We start from the raw sequence: 16,332 nt of genomic DNA on the forward strand, positions 1-16,332 counted from the left end.
GAACCCTGCGGTATACACAGTAATAACCCCGTCTACCGTCAAAGTTGTTAGAGACTCCGGCATAGAGCCTCCCTAAGTTGATTAATCCGATTCCTCGGAGTTACAAAAGGGGCAAAGTTGCTCGCCGTCTTCCACCAGGATGCCGGGATCATCCTCTTCGAACTCTTCCCCGCAGTCATCGCATTCCAGGCTCATGGATCAGGCCCCAGCCGCTTTCGGAGCGGCAGCGGGCGCCTGACGGATTTCAGAGGAAACACGACGGCCCTGGCGCGGATCGAGGTCGAACACAACGCGGCCGTCTTTAACTTCGCCCTTGAGGGGAACTTCATAGTCCCCGGTCGGCAGTACTTCTTGTTCGCTACGGCAGTAGTAGGAGAACTTCTGCGGGAAATCGCAGCCCGGAAGATGGGCGTAGGCTTCGGCCATGGTGTAGGGCTTACCAGCGCCGGAAGTACCGCTGCGATAAGTGCAAGATGCAGTGATGGAGACTTTGATCGTTACATTGGACATAGATTGCTCCAGAAATTAAGAGTTGGGGATAACGAAGGCGTCGCCCAGGAAGGGGGCGCCACTACTGCACGAAGCGACAACTTGCCACTTCTTTTCTTTCGCGAGTTGAACGCGGTCAGAAAGGATTTCAGCCGGAGTCCTGGACTCGACGACCTGGAGAGCTTCGGCAATTACGCTACCGGTAACTTCCATATTGCGAATCTTGTCTTGCATCACAGACCGGGAGTCGATCTTTCCGCCAAAATAGTTGTCAAACATGCTCTTCATACATTCGGCCACTTAAAGGCAACAGCAGTTATGTAGATAGTCATGACCAGTGCGGCGACCAAGCCGAACAAGCTTTCAGCCGTATTTGACATGAACAACCCATAAAACAAAGTGGCCAAGTGAGAGAACAAACAAGCGAACGCTACATATGCGCACGCCCAAAAGGCCAAAATGGTCAGTTCGCGAAACTTGGTTTTCATGCTTGAGCCCTTCTGGTGGAGAAGTGAACAAGGTTCTTTTCAAAGAAGAAGGAAGGAATAGCCGCTGGCTTAGCTTCCAGAACGCGAATCATCGGGATGACGTTAGTATCGTCGCGACGATCACAACGGATATTGATATCAATACCCAGGGTAAGAAGTTCTTTGCGATGGCGATAATAGGTTGGCTTCGAAAGCATGGTGAACAAATCATGCCCTTGCTTCCAAAGAACATACGTTGCGCGAAGCTTATTCGGCAGCTCAAGAAGCTGCTGACTGTTCAACTCAATTTGCTCAGACATATCAAGTTCCCCTATGAAATGGCGGTACTGAGCCCATAGAGCCGCCGGGGTGAGTTTGTGACCATATTCCAGGTCTAAAGCTTTAAGCTTCTTGGACAGCAACCGAAGTTCAACGCGAAGCTTGTTATCAATGAATTCGTGAATCTCAGGAATGGAATGGAACTCTTCCGCCAACTTATGAGAACCCTTACCGGAAATCTCATCGGCTTTGCAATAGCAGGTAATGCGCCAGTGAGTACTTCCTTTTCCGAACGTCAGAGTTCCGCGATCATGAACGGGCCGTCCATGTCGAGACTTGCACTTGAACTCACCAGCTCGCAACCAGGAGCGAACATCCGCCCGGCTGGGAAGTTCAAACATGCGGTTATAGTCGATGCGGGTAACACGGTACTGCCCTGCCCTAACTTTCTGACGTTCAAAGTCAGTAGATTCAAGTCGAAATATCCCGCAGACCCTGGCGAAAACATCCCAAACGAGAGCGAGCAAGTCATCCGAACCAACAAGGTTGTGGCCTTGAAGCCACTTGGAAGGGTTTCCATCGATATAGAGGTGAGTTGCATTGCCTTTGCCGTCCCCGCCTACGCTTCGAACATGCATCGACGACTCGTGAGAACCCCTCACCTGCATCTTGCGAGGGGTTTCCCAGGCGATGGTCCCATCAGCCTCGACACATATCACCGCGCCACTACGGAGAGGGGCGTGGTTTAGCTCGATGAAAAGTGACGTCCAGTCGATCATGAGTGCATGCACACAAGTTACATTGCGGCGGAATGTAGACTGGGGAACACGCACACGTCAACGCAAATCACATGCACACACGTAAACTTGCACAGGAATCGACCAATGGAACGTCATGGCATGCCAACGAACCTTCGTTTGACCAATCAGGAACAGGAAGACCTGAGGAAAAAAGCTATAGAAATCAACAAGATACTAGTGCGCCAGGGCATGCAGCCCATGAAGGACAGCGAGCTCGCACACAAAATTCTCGAGATATCAATAACTTGCGCTTACGTGACCAGCTCGGGCGAAATCAAGCTGGACCTGCCAGGGGATGGGGTTGAGGTAAAAAAATGAGACAAAAGTCGGGTATTACCAGTACCCGACTTTCCCACCCCTGAGCACGGAACGAAGCATGAGCTACGAACGTTGGAAAATCGTCGGGGAAGGCGGCCAGGAACTGCTGCAATGCAGCATGGAAGAGGACCGGATCACCATCCGTACCGGCCCACCATCAGGCTTTATGACGAAGCCAGAGGGCGGCCATGAGCCCCCTATCAACCTACCCCGGGAACACGCCGAAGCCCTGGCGCAGATACTGCGCGACAGCACGCTGACGGAGTTCCGAAAGGCGAAAGTAGTGCGGGCCTGAACAGTGAAGTCTCGCTCGCTGGGCTCAATGGGCGAGTCTTTCCTCGGAGGGTTGCAGGCCCGCAATGGGCCTACACAGCGTGCTATGTGTGACGCCGCCGTGGGCAGCTGAGGGTAATCATGGCGCGAGGTGGGTTCGGAGCGGCGGCGGCCGAAGTGGTCGCGGACGTGCACCGAGGGTGCGAAAAATGGTCCCAGAATCTCTTCCAGGACCGCGGCGCCGGCGAGAGTTTTGGTACCTATTTGATCTTGCGGATGTGGTGCACACCTACGCACAGACCGATGAAGGCGATGAAGCTCCCGAAGCCGAGAAGCACGAGCAATCCAAGCAACTGAAACCAGCCCATATCACCCCCTACCCTGGCGATTCAGACGCGCCAGAAAGTGATCCATCGTCTCCCCGGCCTGGGGCGTGAGCCTGCTTTCGGTACCAACTTCATCACCTGCAGGCGCTGGCCGACGCCGAGCTGGTGATGATTCTGGTACCAAATCTCCGAGGAGGTCGCCCTGCCCTGTCGCTTCCAGCAGCAGGATGGCTGCAGATCGGGCGCCCTTGATCGTCTGATCACGAACGGCGACCAGCTCTTCCAGGCGAGCAATCTCCCGCTTCTGCCACTCAACGGTTTTCACCAGGTAGTCGAACTCAGCCGCAGCCTTGGCGTATGCCTTGGAACCAGTGGACGTACCGGTCTGACGCTTCAGCTTTTCAACGAAGGCGTCATCGGCGTCCGGGATCTTAATCAGCATTTTTCAACTCTCCATTTGGTACCAATTGCGAGTCCCAGGACGAACCCTGGCTCGACAAAAAGGTACCAATTCCTATCGATAGGATCAAGCGCTCTGGTACCAAAATCTCAACCTGGTGCAGTTGCTCGAGGACAAAAATGGTACCAGTCAGAGGTCCAGGATTGCCCGGCACGCTTCCTGGAGCGCCTCCAGGCGAGCATCGAAGTCGGAAGATTCCCGGTCCAGGCCCTGAACACGACGGCGCAACTGGCGCACCTCAGAAACGAGCCTGGGATAGTCCTGGAGCACGTAACAGACCGAGTCCAGGTCATCACGCCCAGGAGCATACAAACGCGCATCCTGGACGAGATTAGAGGGGATGGAGAGGGGTATGGGCTTGCGCATAATCGCCATTACGTTACGCGAGGCCCGGAAGGCTACGCCAGTGTCCGGACCCCGCTCAACGTAACGCCGTCCATTATGCGAAGCCCTAGGGGTTGTCGGCTGCGCCGTTCCCCGTGGTTTTTGAAGGTGGACACCGGCGCTGGCGAGCTGGAGACGCTGCGGGCTGTTCGGAAGAAACGATCCAGACCGTCGCCCCTGCCTACCGTGATCGGGTCCCTCCCGCAAGCGGGAGCCCTCCCAATCACGTTAGTCCGTGACACCGGCCGTTGTCACTTTCGAGGCCAGGCCAGTGGTCGGCAGATCGGCAACGACGAACCCTACGTCAAAGCCCTTATAGGTCAGGCTAACGACCGTATCGGACTCATAGGCCACTTCATAGCCGGCGGTACGGAGATCATCGAACGACACACGACGAATCGACTGGCCGTTCTGAGCGATGGTCACATAGCCACCCAAGAACTCTTCCTCAACACCGTTACGGAAGCGCTTGCCCTTGAGCAGCGCCTGCAAGTGCATCGACAAGCCCTGGTACGGATGCAGCTTCTGCTCAGGTCCGCGAGGCTGTGCAACTTCCACAGGCGCAACTGGAGTAGCAACTACCGGTACCGGCTCCTGGTGCGCGACCTGGACGGTTTTTGCCTTAGGTGCCGGAGCAACTTTCTTTTCGTCATCCTTAGTAATTTGATAAATAACGAAGAAAAAGAAGAACAGAAAACAAAGTGCAGCCCCCTTAAACGGCCAACGTTTCCAGATAGGAATAATGTCATTGGCGTCCAGTTCCTGGGCGGCAGCACTCGAACGCGTATGCGACTTGTAAAGCGCGAAGTACTTCTTTTCATACTTTCGATCCGTAGTGTTAACCACATCGCCGCGCAGCCCGTCCTGGACCTTGCGGATATAGCGGTTAGAGAAACCGAACGCCGTAGCCTTTTTGCAGCGGTAAACAACCTGGACCAGATCACGAATGGCTTTATTGATCTTGCCGTAACTCTGCGTAATCAACAGCACATCGGCCAATTCGTGACGATGCAGAGAAAACCACTCCTCAATACGAACCTGTTCTTTCGGATCAGGTCCACGAAGCGGGATTGCTAGATGGCACTCATCAACAACATACAGCGGGCCGACGCCAGTCAAAGGATGCCGCCACGTATCGCCATAGTGCTCCAGGCGACTGAAAGGACGAACAAGCTCGCCGTCCACAAGTTGAGGTTGACGAATTTCAATTAGCTTGGTGCAACCGGGCCAATAACTCTCCCAAACCTCCAGGGCGAGCGGCAAGTTCGTGATGACTCGCCTCCCCTGCTCCACCACGGCCGGAACCACATGAAACGCCACGGACTCATAGGACTTGCCACCACCAGGTTGACCCAGCATCAAGTTAATCATGATCAGGACCCCCAGCGAACAAACGGAATCGTTTGCAGCAGGAAGCGGACTACCAAGGCGCCGACAATCATAGTCAGCGCCTGAGTAATACCAATAACGCCCAGCATGTTCACAACATCAGGCGGGAGCATTCCGTAATACGTTTGAGGATCAAACGGCGCATCGATAGTGGACAACGCCGTAGACGCCAGACCAAGAACGCTCTCCAGGACCCAGCAGGCAAGATCGGTAACGATATTCCATAGATCATCAAAAACCCGTTTAACCACTAGAAGCAACCAACTGGCAACCGCCGATATCTTGGCCAGCAATGCACTAAAAAACTGGAATATGGCGCCCATATCAGCCTCCAAACATGATGTAGCGGCAGGCAAACGCCGCTGTTACCAGGAGAACGCTTTTAACGAAATCGAACACGTAACATATGTTTTGAAACGGAATTGTCCCGAAGTTGGCCATGGCGCCAATAGCGAAGTTCATAGACCAGGTCGGGCAGGTACCAGAGAAGCTAGGAACAAACGAGCGCAGGAAGGAGACAAATTCACTATTTTCAAATTCGGCACTTGCGTCAGCCCAAACGCCCTGGAATCCGTCCGGATACTTCTGTTCGTAGAATGGCGTTATCTCCGGAAGAGCGGAATCCTGAAAACTATACTGCTCCTCTTCTGGAGATTCCTCCTCAGGGTTTTCTTCTGGAGTACCAGCGTCCGTAGTCGATTCTTCGGAATCTTTCAAACCATCTTTATACTTGGTGGTATTGGTTACGGTGTCATAGTCAAAGTAATTGTCACCGTAACGAATATTGTAATTAGTAGTAGTTGTACTGGAAGTCGTTCCAGGAGTGCCGTCAGGCTTTGTGTAAGTTCCGGTGGTTGAGGAAGTTGGACCAGCAACAGTTGCCGGCCCACTAACAGCCGGAGGCGCTTGCTTCTGAAGATCGTCATAGCAGCCCTGCGGGTTCAACGACCCTTCGCAGGAGTGCTGGAGGATGTCCCGAATGAAGCCCGCTGTCGCGGCCGTGATCACCGGGTCCAGGGACGCATAGTCGGATTCCTGGAGATCGGTCAGCGTCGGATCGACCTCACGACGGCACTGACCATCCGACGTCAACGCATACGGCGCAGGACAGGTACCTTGCCGAGACGTCGTAAACAGGAAAGTATCGCTTGCCCGCTGAACCTGACAGTTGTACTGGGTGTCATTCAGCTTAATAACGGACTTGATAGACAAATAAGACGGATGGTATCCCACAAGTTGCTGGCATGCTGCTTGCGGACTGTTACCAGTGAGAGTCACGCCGGCCGCTGGGCCAACGTTCCAGCGGAAAGTGGCAGTAGGAGCATTTTCGTAGTTCTTGACCTCCTTCTTGATGGTCTTAGAACCCTCATCCATGACCCATCCAACAGCGCCCACAGCAGCAGCCGTGGCGCCATATAGCATGACCCGTGTTGGGTTAAGTTTGACCAAGTTCTTAAACTTGCCAGCAACGCCGGAAACAGGAACCTTGATCTTAGGCTTTACCGTAACAGGCGTTTTAGTTGAGCCATTACCGAGCCAACCCTTGCGCTCAGCCTCAAGGAGTAAGTCTTGATTAGACTTAGTAGGCACGTAACCGGTAACAGAGCCGGTGGCCGCTGTGTAACCTGGGCCGGCCTTGATATAGGGATCAACTCTAACGCGCTCAGTTGCAAGCGCAGGGAGGGAGAAAACAAACAGCGCTAGAAGCGCTGCTGAATACCGAGAACAAATGCCCATCCGCCTATTACTCCACCGATAAACACCAGCGAGTAAGCGAGCATGGCTATATCCGCCGGAGAAATCGCTAATTGGTCCATAAGGTATAGAGGGGATATTGCTATCCCCTCCCCTGGCCTTAGGCCATTTTGACGCCGCGCTTGCCCAGGCCGATCGCTTTGAAGGCCATGGCGATACCGATGATCAGAACACCAGTACCGCCAACCCAAGTGGCAACTTCAGCCAGGTCTACCGCAGCAAAAATGGTTTCCATGTTGTTTCTCCTTACAGTTTTTTGATGACGCCAATTGCGACGCCGATTTTCATGCCCAACAACCAGCAAGTGGCTGTAAGCAAGAACCCTGCGGTATACACAGTAATAACCCCGTCTACCGTCAAAGTTGTTAGAGACTCCGGCATAGAGCCTCCCTAAGTTGATTAATCCGATTCCTCGGAGTTACAAAAGGGGCAAAGTTGCTCGCCGTCTTCCACCAGGATGCCGGGATCATCCTCTTCGAACTCTTCCCCGCAGTCATCGCATTCCAGGCTCATGGATCAGGCCCCAGCCGCTTTCGGAGCGGCAGCGGGCGCCTGACGGATTTCAGAGGAAACACGACGGCCCTGGCGCGGATCGAGGTCGAACACAACGCGGCCGTCTTTAACTTCGCCCTTGAGGGGAACTTCATAGTCCCCGGTCGGCAGTACTTCTTGTTCGCTACGGCAGTAGTAGGAGAACTTCTGCGGGAAATCGCAGCCCGGAAGATGGGCGTAGGCTTCGGCCATGGTGTAGGGCTTACCAGCGCCGGAAGTACCGCTGCGATAAGTGCAAGATGCAGTGATGGAGACTTTGATCGTTACATTGGACATAGATTGCTCCAGAAATTAAGAGTTGGGGATAACGAAGGCGTCGCCCAGGAAGGGGGCGCCACTACTGCACGAAGCGACAACTTGCCACTTCTTTTCTTTCGCGAGTTGAACGCGGTCAGAAAGGATTTCAGCCGGAGTCCTGGACTCGACGACCTGGAGAGCTTCGGCAATTACGCTACCGGTAACTTCCATATTGCGAATCTTGTCTTGCATCACAGACCGGGAGTCGATCTTTCCGCCAAAATAGTTGTCAAACATGCTCTTCATACATTCGGCCACTTAAAGGCAACAGCAGTTATGTAGATAGTCATGACCAGTGCGGCGACCAAGCCGAACAAGCTTTCAGCCGTATTTGACATGAACAACCCATAAAACAAAGTGGCCAAGTGAGAGAACAAACAAGCGAACGCTACATATGCGCACGCCCAAAAGGCCAAAATGGTCAGTTCGCGAAACTTGGTTTTCATGCTTGAGCCCTTCTGGTGGAGAAGTGAACAAGGTTCTTTTCAAAGAAGAAGGAAGGAATAGCCGCTGGCTTAGCTTCCAGAACGCGAATCATCGGGATGACGTTAGTATCGTCGCGACGATCACAACGGATATTGATATCAATACCCAGGGTAAGAAGTTCTTTGCGATGGCGATAATAGGTTGGCTTCGAAAGCATGGTGAACAAATCATGCCCTTGCTTCCAAAGAACATACGTTGCGCGAAGCTTATTCGGCAGCTCAAGAAGCTGCTGACTGTTCAACTCAATTTGCTCAGACATATCAAGTTCCCCTATGAAATGGCGGTACTGAGCCCATAGAGCCGCCGGGGTGAGTTTGTGACCATATTCCAGGTCTAAAGCTTTAAGCTTCTTGGACAGCAACCGAAGTTCAACGCGAAGCTTGTTATCAATGAATTCGTGAATCTCAGGAATGGAATGGAACTCTTCCGCCAACTTATGAGAACCCTTACCGGAAATCTCATCGGCTTTGCAATAGCAGGTAATGCGCCAGTGAGTACTTCCTTTTCCGAACGTCAGAGTTCCGCGATCATGAACGGGCCGTCCATGTCGAGACTTGCACTTGAACTCACCAGCTCGCAACCAGGAGCGAACATCCGCCCGGCTGGGAAGTTCAAACATGCGGTTATAGTCGATGCGGGTAACACGGTACTGCCCTGCCCTAACTTTCTGACGTTCAAAGTCAGTAGATTCAAGTCGAAATATCCCGCAGACCCTGGCGAAAACATCCCAAACGAGAGCGAGCAAGTCATCCGAACCAACAAGGTTGTGGCCTTGAAGCCACTTGGAAGGGTTTCCATCGATATAGAGGTGAGTTGCATTGCCTTTGCCGTCCCCGCCTACGCTTCGAACATGCATCGACGACTCGTGAGAACCCCTCACCTGCATCTTGCGAGGGGTTTCCCAGGCGATGGTCCCATCAGCCTCGACACATATCACCGCGCCACTACGGAGAGGGGCGTGGTTTAGCTCGATGAAAAGTGACGTCCAGTCGATCATGAGTGCATGCACACAAGTTACATTGCGGCGGAATGTAGACTGGGGAACACGCACACGTCAACGCAAATCACATGCACACACGTAAACTTGCACAGGAATCGACCAATGGAACGTCATGGCATGCCAACGAACCTTCGTTTGACCAATCAGGAACAGGAAGACCTGAGGAAAAAAGCTATAGAAATCAACAAGATACTAGTGCGCCAGGGCATGCAGCCCATGAAGGACAGCGAGCTCGCACACAAAATTCTCGAGATATCAATAACTTGCGCTTACGTGACCAGCTCGGGCGAAATCAAGCTGGACCTGCCAGGGGATGGGGTTGAGGTAAAAAAATGAGACAAAAGTCGGGTATTACCAGTACCCGACTTTCCCACCCCTGAGCACGGAACGAAGCATGAGCTACGAACGTTGGAAAATCGTCGGGGAAGGCGGCCAGGAACTGCTGCAATGCAGCATGGAAGAGGACCGGATCACCATCCGTACCGGCCCACCATCAGGCTTTATGACGAAGCCAGAGGGCGGCCATGAGCCCCCTATCAACCTACCCCGGGAACACGCCGAAGCCCTGGCGCAGATACTGCGCGACAGCACGCTGACGGAGTTCCGAAAGGCGAAAGTAGTGCGGGCCTGAACAGTGAAGTCTCGCTCGCTGGGCTCAATGGGCGAGTCTTTCCTCGGAGGGTTGCAGGCCCGCAATGGGCCTACACAGCGTGCTATGTGTGACGCCGCCGTGGGCAGCTGAGGGTAATCATGGCGCGAGGTGGGTTCGGAGCGGCGGCGGCCGAAGTGGTCGCGGACGTGCACCGAGGGTGCGAAAAATGGTCCCAGAATCTCTTCCAGGACCGCGGCGCCGGCGAGAGTTTTGGTACCTATTTGATCTTGCGGATGTGGTGCACACCTACGCACAGACCGATGAAGGCGATGAAGCTCCCGAAGCCGAGAAGCACGAGCAATCCAAGCAACTGAAACCAGCCCATATCACCCCCTACCCTGGCGATTCAGACGCGCCAGAAAGTGATCCATCGTCTCCCCGGCCTGGGGCGTGAGCCTGCTTTCGGTACCAACTTCATCACCTGCAGGCGCTGGCCGACGCCGAGCTGGTGATGATTCTGGTACCAAATCTCCGAGGAGGTCGCCCTGCCCTGTCGCTTCCAGCAGCAGGATGGCTGCAGATCGGGCGCCCTTGATCGTCTGATCACGAACGGCGACCAGCTCTTCCAGGCGAGCAATCTCCCGCTTCTGCCACTCAACGGTTTTCACCAGGTAGTCGAACTCAGCCGCAGCCTTGGCGTATGCCTTGGAACCAGTGGACGTACCGGTCTGACGCTTCAGCTTTTCAACGAAGGCGTCATCGGCGTCCGGGATCTTAATCAGCATTTTTCAACTCTCCATTTGGTACCAATTGCGAGTCCCAGGACGAACCCTGGCTCGACAAAAAGGTACCAATTCCTATCGATAGGATCAAGCGCTCTGGTACCAAAATCTCAACCTGGTGCAGTTGCTCGAGGACAAAAATGGTACCAGTCAGAGGTCCAGGATTGCCCGGCACGCTTCCTGGAGCGCCTCCAGGCGAGCATCGAAGTCGGAAGATTCCCGGTCCAGGCCCTGAACACGACGGCGCAACTGGCGCACCTCAGAAACGAGCCTGGGATAGTCCTGGAGCACGTAACAGACCGAGTCCAGGTCATCACGCCCAGGAGCATACAAACGCGCATCCTGGACGAGATTAGAGGGGATGGAGAGGGGTATGGGCTTGCGCATAATCGCCATTACGTTACGCGAGGCCCGGAAGGCTACGCCAGTGTCCGGACCCCGCTCAACGTAACGCCGTCCATTATGCGAAGTTACGGATCTAAAGGTCCGCACCGATGTGCGTCAGAATCAGCGCTGCCAACCACGATATCAACGGTCACGAGAACCACAGCCAGAACCTCAATGCCAGGCACTGCTCCTGTGACGTAATTTTCCACGACGGTTCCAGATGCGGCGCTGGATGACATGGAGCGTTTTGAAGCTTCGGAGAGTCACACATGAACGCACCCCGTTTACGAGATGCATCACATGGACACTGTTTGCCGAGGCGACGGCTTCATGCCTTTGAAATACCCGCGATGGTGATTCCGTATTTCCGCAGAAGCTTTGCTGCCGGCTCATCGCTGAGCTTGTCCTCGTGGTCCCCGTATTCTCCTTTTTCCAGGTTGTGGCTAGCCCAATCCAACACGTACTCCACGGTGGTTTCCATGCTCGGCTTCCTGTCGGCCTGCATATCCAGGGTGCTCGTCCCGTTGTCCTTCTTGTAGGTGATGATCCAGTGCGCCATGGCGATTCTCCGCTCATCGGTAATACGCATCGGCAGGTGCCGAACGTCCTTCCTCGTTCGAGTGATTCAATGACACAACGGTTCAGCCTATTGATTGCCGGAGCTTTGGCGCCTGATGCCAGGCAACAAGGTTGGCGATGCATTCCCTCGTTGCCAAAGGCAGCAACTCGCCACCGCAGAGCGCATTGGGCGGCGATGGCCGTCGGTACATTCGCCGCTGGCCGCCGAATCCCTGGAAATCAAGCCCGCCAGCGCCATCACCCTGGCGAAGAACGCCGGCGTGCAGGGTTCACTGGAATAGCTGGCTGATGCTGACCAGGGGAATTCCGTTGCCGTGGCTGGACTGGGGTGGTGATGGCTCAGCCAGGAGGATGATCAACAGCAGGACGCCCAACAGGGCGGGAGCGAGCAGGAAAGCGAAAGGGTCGCGCATGGGGACCTCCATCCGGTGCGGCCGGATTGGCTGGTTCTTGTTGTAGGTGCCCCAGTGTGCAACCGAGTGCCGCCACGGACTTTTCATTCCGCGCCAGGAACTTTGCATATCGTGCCAACCGCTATCCGTCCGTCGCCGGCGGGCCCGCGCTGTGGGGGCGATTTCAATCGCAGCTCCCCGTAGGAGCGAGCTCTGCTCGCGATCCCCTCGCCCCGAACTCCCCCCAAGCCTGTAGGAGCGAATTCATTCGCGAAAGGGCAACGCAGTTGCCCCAACAAGCAAAGGCCCCTCCCCACACCGGAGAGGGGCCTCACCTCACACCAACGGCAACTTCGCCATCTTCGCCAACCGCAAGAAATCCTTCTCGTTGCTCCGGGACAAATAGATCACCGCCTCCATCAGCGCCTCCTCCTTGATGTTGTCCAGATAGGGCCCGGGAATCCCCTCTCGCATCGCCGCATTGTCCAGGAGGACTTCAGCCAGCACCCGCACCGTGTTCAGCCGCGAATCCAGCCGATTCACCAGCTCCCACAGCCGCCGCTCATCAAGGTCTTCGTTCATGCCGACACCTCCTTGCCACTGGCCATGAAGGCCGGCAAATCCCGCCAGGCCACCCAGACTTCACCCTGCCAGCGCACCACGCCAATTCGCCGACCTGCATAGCTCAGCGCGTCCCGGTGCGGCGCCGCATCCGGCACCCGGTGATAGTCATGCAGCGTCGGCACCAGCACTGCGCCGATCCATCGGCCGACGGCCTCGTGCTCAGGCCTGCCTAACTGGAACAGCGCCCTGTAGGCGCCGGTATCGCTGATGGCCGCAACCTCTTCATGGAAGTCATCGCTGTAGCCGAGGCACACCACCTGTTCACCCGGCCCGTAGAGGCGCAGCAACAGGCTGAAATCACCCTTGGGACTCGGCAGCCAGTTGGCTTCCTTGTCGGCGCCGGGGGACTGCTGCTGGACGTAGAGGGTCAGGGAGCCATCCGGGTTCTTCTTCAGGTCCTTGTTCTTGGTGCCAATGGAGAAGCGGTTGATCGGATTCGGCTCGAAGAAGTGCTCGCCGTCGTAGGAAGACAGCGACCAGAACGCATTCGCAGGCGGCAGTTGCCCGGCCGGGAAGGTTAGGCTGTAGCGCTGCTGCCCCTGCAGGCGCATGCCCTGGCCGTCGTAGTCGGTGCCGATGTAGAGCGCGTCGTCCGGCTTGTTGGTGGCGATATAGGCCTTGGCCACCCAGGCCCGGCGCAGGTAGTCGGTGCCAAAGGCGCCGGCGGTGAGGTCGGCGGCCCAGTGGTTGCCGAACTTGTTGGGCTGGATGCTGTAGGAGAAGCCCGCGTCCAGCAGGCGGGAGCCGTCCGCCAGGGCGCGGTCCAGGCCGCGTTGCACGGCGGGATTGTTCCCGGCCTGCTCCAGCACGCGCCTGAAGCTCTCGGTCAGCCCCACCTCCCCCGGTCGCGGCTTGTTCTCGGCCAGTACGGCGGCCAGGTCGGCCCAGAAGTTCTCATCCTTTACCCAGCGCACTTCGCCCTTGCCCTGGGCGGGCGCCGGGAACTTCGGCAGCTCGCGCCAGTTCACCGGCTTGGCCTTGCCGTCGAACGCGCTGAGGGGATAGGCGTTCATCTGGTTCACCAGCGGCTGGATCGCCTCGCGATCGGCGGCCGTGTCGTCCATGAAGATGCGCGGCACCAGCCAGGCCAGGTTGGTGGGGGCACGCAGCACGTCCACCACGTTGGCCGGCTTTTCACCCTGCCAGTCGGGGCCGACCACCATGTAGAAGCCCGCCTTGGAGTGAATGCGCGAACTCGGTGCGGCGAACACCTCCGTGTAGGCGTCCATGCAATGCAGGACCCAGTAGCGCGAGCCGAAATCCGGCACCTGCACGATCACCGGCTCCTTGCTGAGATCGAGGAAGGTCTGGCCGTAGACCACATCCTGGTTGGGAGTCAGGACGTAGCGCTGCCCGGCATCCAGGTAGTCGGTGAGCATGCTGAGCCGGTTGATCGGCGCCACCGGCAGGATGCCGCCCAGCAGGCCCGGCTTGGGGACCTGGCGCATGGCCAGGCGCCGATTGTGCAGGCTCACGGCAGGCCAGCCCCAGGTATAGGCCTGCATGCCCACCTGGTAGGCCTGCTCTTCCTGCGCCTTCTCGGCCACGCTGGCCGACGCCGTTGCGCTGGCAGGTGTGCGTTCGACGGTCTGGGCCGCCAGTAGCGAGCCGGCGCCCAGCGGCATGCCCAGGGCAACGGCCAGGGCGAGGCGTGAAATCGGTAGCGAGAGCTTCATGAGAACTTCCGGGTTGTTTGAAGAGTCAGCCAGGCAGGACGCCCGGCACCATTGTCAGAACCGCCAGCACCAGTTGCTGGCCATGGCGTGTACCAGTCGCGGGTCATAGCCGATGGCGACCTGGCGGATCACCTGCGCCTGATCGAGGTAATGACGGTCCATGCCATCCAGCGGGGCCATGAGCCTGGTGGCGATCGTGCCCAGGGCGGCGGCCAGCAGCAGGGACGGAATGAGCAGGCGCAGCAGTCGGCAAAGCAGCAGGAAACCCATGATTCGGCTCCTCGAAGTCGAACCGGGCCCGCCTCGCTCCGTGCGTGCCGAAAGCAGCAGCGGAGGACGGCGCCCGGTGAAGGTGGAACGGATGTCAGTCGATGCGTCGAATGGCCGGTGGCGCCCAGTCACCCACGAAGATCGCCGGGTCCTCGGCACGGTAGGCACGGACGATCAGCTGGAACGGGCCGTCCGGGCTGGGTAGCCAGTTGGCCTCGCGTCCTGCCGGCGCCTCCCGCTGGATGAGCACGTCCAGCGAGCCATCGGGGTTGTACTGCAGGCCCTTGTCCACGCTGTTGAGGGTCCAGCGGCTGGCCGGGTTGGGATAGAACAGCCGCTCGGGCAAGCGGTAGATGGTCAGGCCCCAGTAGGCTTCCACCTTCGGGAAGTCGCCCTTGGCGAAATGCAGCACGTAGCGCTGGTTGCCATCCAGCGGGCGCGCCTCGGTATCGGCGATGCCCGCCATGGCCGCGTATTCGTCGGCGGTGTTGGAGTAGATGCCGCGATGGGCAAGCCCAGCGCGCTGCAGGTAGTCGTAGCCGAACGCCCCCACGGGTTGGTCGGGCTGCGGAACGCCCCAGCCGTTCACCACTTTGGTTCGGGCCGTGGCCGAGCGGTCCTGGACCAGTTGCCAACCATCGGCCACCGCTTTCTGCAGGGCTTCCCGGGTGGCGCTGTCGAGCTTCTCGGGATCGAACGGCAGGCCCGGGCCGACACCGATGCGACGGAACATCGCCCACAGGGCTTCCTCGCCGGGACGCGGACCGGCATCGGCCATGGCGCGGTTGAGGATACGGAAGAACTCCAGCGAAGTGGACAGTGCCTGTTCGTCGGCGGGGACCGCGCGGCGCCGGTCATCCGCCGGCAGTTCGGGGGCTTTCCAGTCCTTGCCGGACACATAGGCGGACAGCGGTTCGAGGGTGAACTGCCGCTGCACGACGCGGGTGCGTTTCTCCAGGTCCTGGCGGTCCTCGAAGAAGGTGCGCAGTAGGATGAAGCCGGTGTGGGTAGCCACCGGCACGGCGGTCACGCCCTTGGGCAACTCACCCTTCCAGCCCGGCCCTACCAGGGCATAGTCGCCGGCACGGTTGCCCACCGAACGCTTGGAGATATTGGCGACCGTCTCGGTGTAGGCGTCGGTGACTTGCGCGGTCCAGTAGCGCATGTCGCCCGTGTCGGGCACATGGAGGACCAGCGGCTCCTGGCTGAGATCCAGGCAAGCCTGGGAGTACAGCAGGTCGCCATTGGGGGTGACGAAGAGCTTGTACTGGTCATCGGCGGGGCCGGTTTCGTGGCGGAAGCTGTTCAGCGGCGCGTGGTGGCGGAACGCCGGGTCCAGCAGGCGCGAACACACGCGATAGTTCTCAACGGCCGGCCAGCCGTAGACATAGGCCTGCACGCCGATGGAATAGGCGTCCAGCTGGCGGGCGCGGTAGAGCACCTTCTGCGCGGGCCGCTCGCCCGGCTCCACGCGATCGGCGCGGATGAGTTCCACCGGCGGGGGCTGGATCGGATGGGGTTGTTCGGCGGCATTGGCCAGGTTGGCCGCACACAGCAGGGCCAGGGCCGAAAGTCGGAATCCCATGGATGTGTCCTCGGGTTTTCTTGTTGTTATTGCCCCGGTGTTGGGGGCGCTCGCCTTGGAATATGCCGAGCGGGTCGGGGGATTTTTATCCCCCTCATGGGGGAAGGCCGACTTCGAGAAAGCGGAGCATCGATGCTCCATCCCAAGCAGCGCAGCAACGTAGGATGTGG

At 57.4% G+C, this 16,332-nt stretch carries 23 protein-coding genes; 5 read left to right on the top strand and 18 right to left on the bottom strand.

The features are described from left to right. Positions 1-198: 198 nt before the first annotated feature. The 3 genes from PCA10_RS14435 to PCA10_RS14450 all read right to left on the bottom strand — a co-directional run bounded on the left by PCA10_RS14435 (position 199) and on the right by PCA10_RS14450 (position 2,014). On the bottom strand, positions 199-510 hold the full coding sequence (locus PCA10_RS14435) for a hypothetical protein (RefSeq protein WP_016492806.1): 312 nt from the start codon (positions 508-510) through the stop codon (positions 199-201). A 15-nt stretch (positions 511-525) separates the two neighbouring features. After that, positions 526-768 carry a cupin domain-containing protein gene (locus PCA10_RS14440; protein WP_016492807.1) on the bottom strand — a complete coding sequence of 81 codons (243 nt, stop codon included), beginning with the start codon at positions 766-768 and terminating at the stop codon, positions 526-528. A 205-nt stretch (positions 769-973) separates the two neighbouring features. Further along, positions 974-2,014 (bottom strand): phage/plasmid replication protein, II/X family, encoded by a 1,041-nt coding sequence (locus PCA10_RS14450; RefSeq protein WP_041770276.1) that lies wholly within the window; start codon positions 2,012-2,014, stop codon positions 974-976. A 105-nt stretch (positions 2,015-2,119) separates the two neighbouring features. On the opposite strand from PCA10_RS14450, the gene PCA10_RS14455 reads away from it, so the two are divergent. Together PCA10_RS14455 and PCA10_RS14460 are read left to right on the top strand one after the other, a co-directional pair. Further along, positions 2,120-2,353 carry a hypothetical protein gene (locus PCA10_RS14455; protein WP_016492809.1) on the top strand — a complete coding sequence of 78 codons (234 nt, stop codon included), beginning with the start codon at positions 2,120-2,122 and terminating at the stop codon, positions 2,351-2,353. Between the two features lie 58 nt (positions 2,354-2,411). Further along, the gene (locus PCA10_RS14460) at positions 2,412-2,648 is read left to right on the top strand and encodes a hypothetical protein (RefSeq protein WP_016492810.1); all 237 of its coding nucleotides are present in this window, start codon (positions 2,412-2,414) and stop codon (positions 2,646-2,648) included. Between the two features lie 347 nt (positions 2,649-2,995). On the opposite strand, the gene PCA10_RS14465 is transcribed toward PCA10_RS14460, so the two are convergent. The 8 genes from PCA10_RS14465 to PCA10_RS14510 all read right to left on the bottom strand — a co-directional run bounded on the left by PCA10_RS14465 (position 2,996) and on the right by PCA10_RS14510 (position 9,272). Beyond that, complete coding sequence (locus PCA10_RS14465) at positions 2,996-3,394, bottom strand: hypothetical protein (RefSeq protein WP_016492811.1); 399 nt, start codon at positions 3,392-3,394, stop codon at positions 2,996-2,998. A gap of 630 nt (positions 3,395-4,024) precedes the next feature. Next, the gene (locus tag PCA10_RS29265) at positions 4,025-5,167 is read right to left on the bottom strand and encodes a zonular occludens toxin domain-containing protein (protein ID WP_016492802.1); all 1,143 of its coding nucleotides are present in this window, start codon (positions 5,165-5,167) and stop codon (positions 4,025-4,027) included. Positions 5,168-5,169: 2 nt separating this feature from the next. Continuing rightward, the gene (locus PCA10_RS14480; RefSeq protein ID WP_016492803.1) at positions 5,170-5,508 is read right to left on the bottom strand and encodes a DUF2523 family protein; all 339 of its coding nucleotides are present in this window, start codon (positions 5,506-5,508) and stop codon (positions 5,170-5,172) included. A 1-nt stretch (position 5,509) separates the two neighbouring features. After that, on the bottom strand, positions 5,510-6,922 hold the full coding sequence (locus tag PCA10_RS14485; protein ID WP_016492804.1) for a hypothetical protein: 1,413 nt from the start codon (positions 6,920-6,922) through the stop codon (positions 5,510-5,512). A gap of 118 nt (positions 6,923-7,040) precedes the next feature. Next, positions 7,041-7,175 carry a hypothetical protein gene (locus tag PCA10_RS31160; RefSeq protein WP_016492805.1) on the bottom strand — a complete coding sequence of 45 codons (135 nt, stop codon included), beginning with the start codon at positions 7,173-7,175 and terminating at the stop codon, positions 7,041-7,043. A 281-nt stretch (positions 7,176-7,456) separates the two neighbouring features. Beyond that, positions 7,457-7,768 (bottom strand): hypothetical protein, encoded by a 312-nt coding sequence (locus PCA10_RS14495; protein ID WP_016492806.1) that lies wholly within the window; start codon positions 7,766-7,768, stop codon positions 7,457-7,459. A 15-nt stretch (positions 7,769-7,783) separates the two neighbouring features. Continuing rightward, positions 7,784-8,026, bottom strand: a complete 243-nt coding sequence (locus PCA10_RS14500; RefSeq protein ID WP_016492807.1) for a cupin domain-containing protein — start codon at positions 8,024-8,026, stop codon at positions 7,784-7,786. Positions 8,027-8,231: 205 nt separating this feature from the next. Then, entirely contained in the window at positions 8,232-9,272 is a 1,041-nt protein-coding gene (locus tag PCA10_RS14510; RefSeq protein ID WP_041770276.1) for a phage/plasmid replication protein, II/X family, read from the bottom strand. A 105-nt stretch (positions 9,273-9,377) separates the two neighbouring features. Here PCA10_RS14510 and PCA10_RS14515 point away from each other — a divergent pair, with 105 nt between their 5' ends. Both PCA10_RS14515 and PCA10_RS14520 read left to right on the top strand, forming a co-directional pair. Continuing rightward, positions 9,378-9,611: a hypothetical protein gene (locus PCA10_RS14515; RefSeq protein ID WP_016492809.1), complete on the top strand. Its 234-nt coding sequence runs from the start codon at positions 9,378-9,380 to the stop codon at positions 9,609-9,611. Between the two features lie 58 nt (positions 9,612-9,669). After that, on the top strand, positions 9,670-9,906 hold the full coding sequence (locus tag PCA10_RS14520; protein ID WP_016492810.1) for a hypothetical protein: 237 nt from the start codon (positions 9,670-9,672) through the stop codon (positions 9,904-9,906). A gap of 347 nt (positions 9,907-10,253) precedes the next feature. Here PCA10_RS14520 and PCA10_RS14525 read toward each other — a convergent pair whose 3' ends face one another. Both PCA10_RS14525 and PCA10_RS14535 read right to left on the bottom strand, forming a co-directional pair. Next, complete coding sequence (locus PCA10_RS14525; RefSeq protein ID WP_016492811.1) at positions 10,254-10,652, bottom strand: hypothetical protein; 399 nt, start codon at positions 10,650-10,652, stop codon at positions 10,254-10,256. A 712-nt stretch (positions 10,653-11,364) separates the two neighbouring features. After that, positions 11,365-11,595 (bottom strand): hypothetical protein, encoded by a 231-nt coding sequence (locus tag PCA10_RS14535; protein ID WP_016492813.1) that lies wholly within the window; start codon positions 11,593-11,595, stop codon positions 11,365-11,367. Between the two features lie 115 nt (positions 11,596-11,710). Here PCA10_RS14535 and PCA10_RS14540 point away from each other — a divergent pair, with 115 nt between their 5' ends. Beyond that, positions 11,711-11,896 (top strand): hypothetical protein, encoded by a 186-nt coding sequence (locus PCA10_RS14540; protein ID WP_041770277.1) that lies wholly within the window; start codon positions 11,711-11,713, stop codon positions 11,894-11,896. On the opposite strand, the gene PCA10_RS30640 is transcribed toward PCA10_RS14540, so the two are convergent. From PCA10_RS30640 to PCA10_RS14560, 5 genes are all read right to left on the bottom strand, one after another. Then, positions 11,885-12,028 (bottom strand): hypothetical protein, encoded by a 144-nt coding sequence (locus PCA10_RS30640; protein WP_158491046.1) that lies wholly within the window; start codon positions 12,026-12,028, stop codon positions 11,885-11,887. The genes PCA10_RS14540 and PCA10_RS30640 overlap by 12 nt on opposite strands. 315 nt (positions 12,029-12,343) lie before the next feature. Beyond that, positions 12,344-12,589, bottom strand: coding sequence for a hypothetical protein (locus PCA10_RS14545; RefSeq protein ID WP_016492815.1), 246 nt, complete (start codon positions 12,587-12,589; stop codon positions 12,344-12,346). Continuing rightward, on the bottom strand, positions 12,586-14,307 hold the full coding sequence (locus PCA10_RS14550) for a DUF1254 domain-containing protein (RefSeq protein ID WP_016492816.1): 1,722 nt from the start codon (positions 14,305-14,307) through the stop codon (positions 12,586-12,588). Before PCA10_RS14550 ends, PCA10_RS14545 begins: the two co-directional genes overlap by 4 nt. 54 nt (positions 14,308-14,361) lie before the next feature. Then, the gene (locus PCA10_RS14555) at positions 14,362-14,577 is read right to left on the bottom strand and encodes a hypothetical protein (protein WP_016492817.1); all 216 of its coding nucleotides are present in this window, start codon (positions 14,575-14,577) and stop codon (positions 14,362-14,364) included. 94 nt (positions 14,578-14,671) lie between these two features. After that, positions 14,672-16,162 (bottom strand): DUF1254 domain-containing protein, encoded by a 1,491-nt coding sequence (locus PCA10_RS14560; protein WP_016492818.1) that lies wholly within the window; start codon positions 16,160-16,162, stop codon positions 14,672-14,674. Positions 16,163-16,332 lie beyond the last annotated feature (170 nt).

The organism is Pseudomonas resinovorans NBRC 106553, assembly GCF_000412695.1.
Classification (GTDB): Bacteria; Pseudomonadota; Gammaproteobacteria; order Pseudomonadales; family Pseudomonadaceae; genus Metapseudomonas; species Metapseudomonas resinovorans_A.

Coding starts and splice junctions, on each gene's coding strand:
- PCA10_RS14435 (WP_016492806.1), bottom strand. CDS start 510: ATGTCCAATGTAACGATCAAAGTCTCCATCACTGCATCTTGCACTTAT.
- PCA10_RS14440 (WP_016492807.1), bottom strand. CDS start 768: ATGTTTGACAACTATTTTGGCGGAAAGATCGACTCCCGGTCTGTGATG.
- PCA10_RS14450 (WP_041770276.1), bottom strand. CDS start 2,014: ATGATCGACTGGACGTCACTTTTCATCGAGCTAAACCACGCCCCTCTC.
- PCA10_RS14455 (WP_016492809.1), top strand. CDS start 2,120: ATGGAACGTCATGGCATGCCAACGAACCTTCGTTTGACCAATCAGGAA.
- PCA10_RS14460 (WP_016492810.1), top strand. CDS start 2,412: ATGAGCTACGAACGTTGGAAAATCGTCGGGGAAGGCGGCCAGGAACTG.
- PCA10_RS14465 (WP_016492811.1), bottom strand. CDS start 3,394: ATGCTGATTAAGATCCCGGACGCCGATGACGCCTTCGTTGAAAAGCTG.
- PCA10_RS29265 (WP_016492802.1), bottom strand. CDS start 5,167: ATGATTAACTTGATGCTGGGTCAACCTGGTGGTGGCAAGTCCTATGAG.
- PCA10_RS14480 (WP_016492803.1), bottom strand. CDS start 5,508: ATGGGCGCCATATTCCAGTTTTTTAGTGCATTGCTGGCCAAGATATCG.
- PCA10_RS14485 (WP_016492804.1), bottom strand. CDS start 6,922: ATGGGCATTTGTTCTCGGTATTCAGCAGCGCTTCTAGCGCTGTTTGTT.
- PCA10_RS31160 (WP_016492805.1), bottom strand. CDS start 7,175: ATGGAAACCATTTTTGCTGCGGTAGACCTGGCTGAAGTTGCCACTTGG.
- PCA10_RS14495 (WP_016492806.1), bottom strand. CDS start 7,768: ATGTCCAATGTAACGATCAAAGTCTCCATCACTGCATCTTGCACTTAT.
- PCA10_RS14500 (WP_016492807.1), bottom strand. CDS start 8,026: ATGTTTGACAACTATTTTGGCGGAAAGATCGACTCCCGGTCTGTGATG.
- PCA10_RS14510 (WP_041770276.1), bottom strand. CDS start 9,272: ATGATCGACTGGACGTCACTTTTCATCGAGCTAAACCACGCCCCTCTC.
- PCA10_RS14515 (WP_016492809.1), top strand. CDS start 9,378: ATGGAACGTCATGGCATGCCAACGAACCTTCGTTTGACCAATCAGGAA.
- PCA10_RS14520 (WP_016492810.1), top strand. CDS start 9,670: ATGAGCTACGAACGTTGGAAAATCGTCGGGGAAGGCGGCCAGGAACTG.
- PCA10_RS14525 (WP_016492811.1), bottom strand. CDS start 10,652: ATGCTGATTAAGATCCCGGACGCCGATGACGCCTTCGTTGAAAAGCTG.
- PCA10_RS14535 (WP_016492813.1), bottom strand. CDS start 11,595: ATGGCGCACTGGATCATCACCTACAAGAAGGACAACGGGACGAGCACC.
- PCA10_RS14540 (WP_041770277.1), top strand. CDS start 11,711: ATGCCAGGCAACAAGGTTGGCGATGCATTCCCTCGTTGCCAAAGGCAG.
- PCA10_RS30640 (WP_158491046.1), bottom strand. CDS start 12,028: ATGCGCGACCCTTTCGCTTTCCTGCTCGCTCCCGCCCTGTTGGGCGTC.
- PCA10_RS14545 (WP_016492815.1), bottom strand. CDS start 12,589: ATGAACGAAGACCTTGATGAGCGGCGGCTGTGGGAGCTGGTGAATCGG.
- PCA10_RS14550 (WP_016492816.1), bottom strand. CDS start 14,307: ATGAAGCTCTCGCTACCGATTTCACGCCTCGCCCTGGCCGTTGCCCTG.
- PCA10_RS14555 (WP_016492817.1), bottom strand. CDS start 14,577: ATGGGTTTCCTGCTGCTTTGCCGACTGCTGCGCCTGCTCATTCCGTCC.
- PCA10_RS14560 (WP_016492818.1), bottom strand. CDS start 16,162: ATGGGATTCCGACTTTCGGCCCTGGCCCTGCTGTGTGCGGCCAACCTG.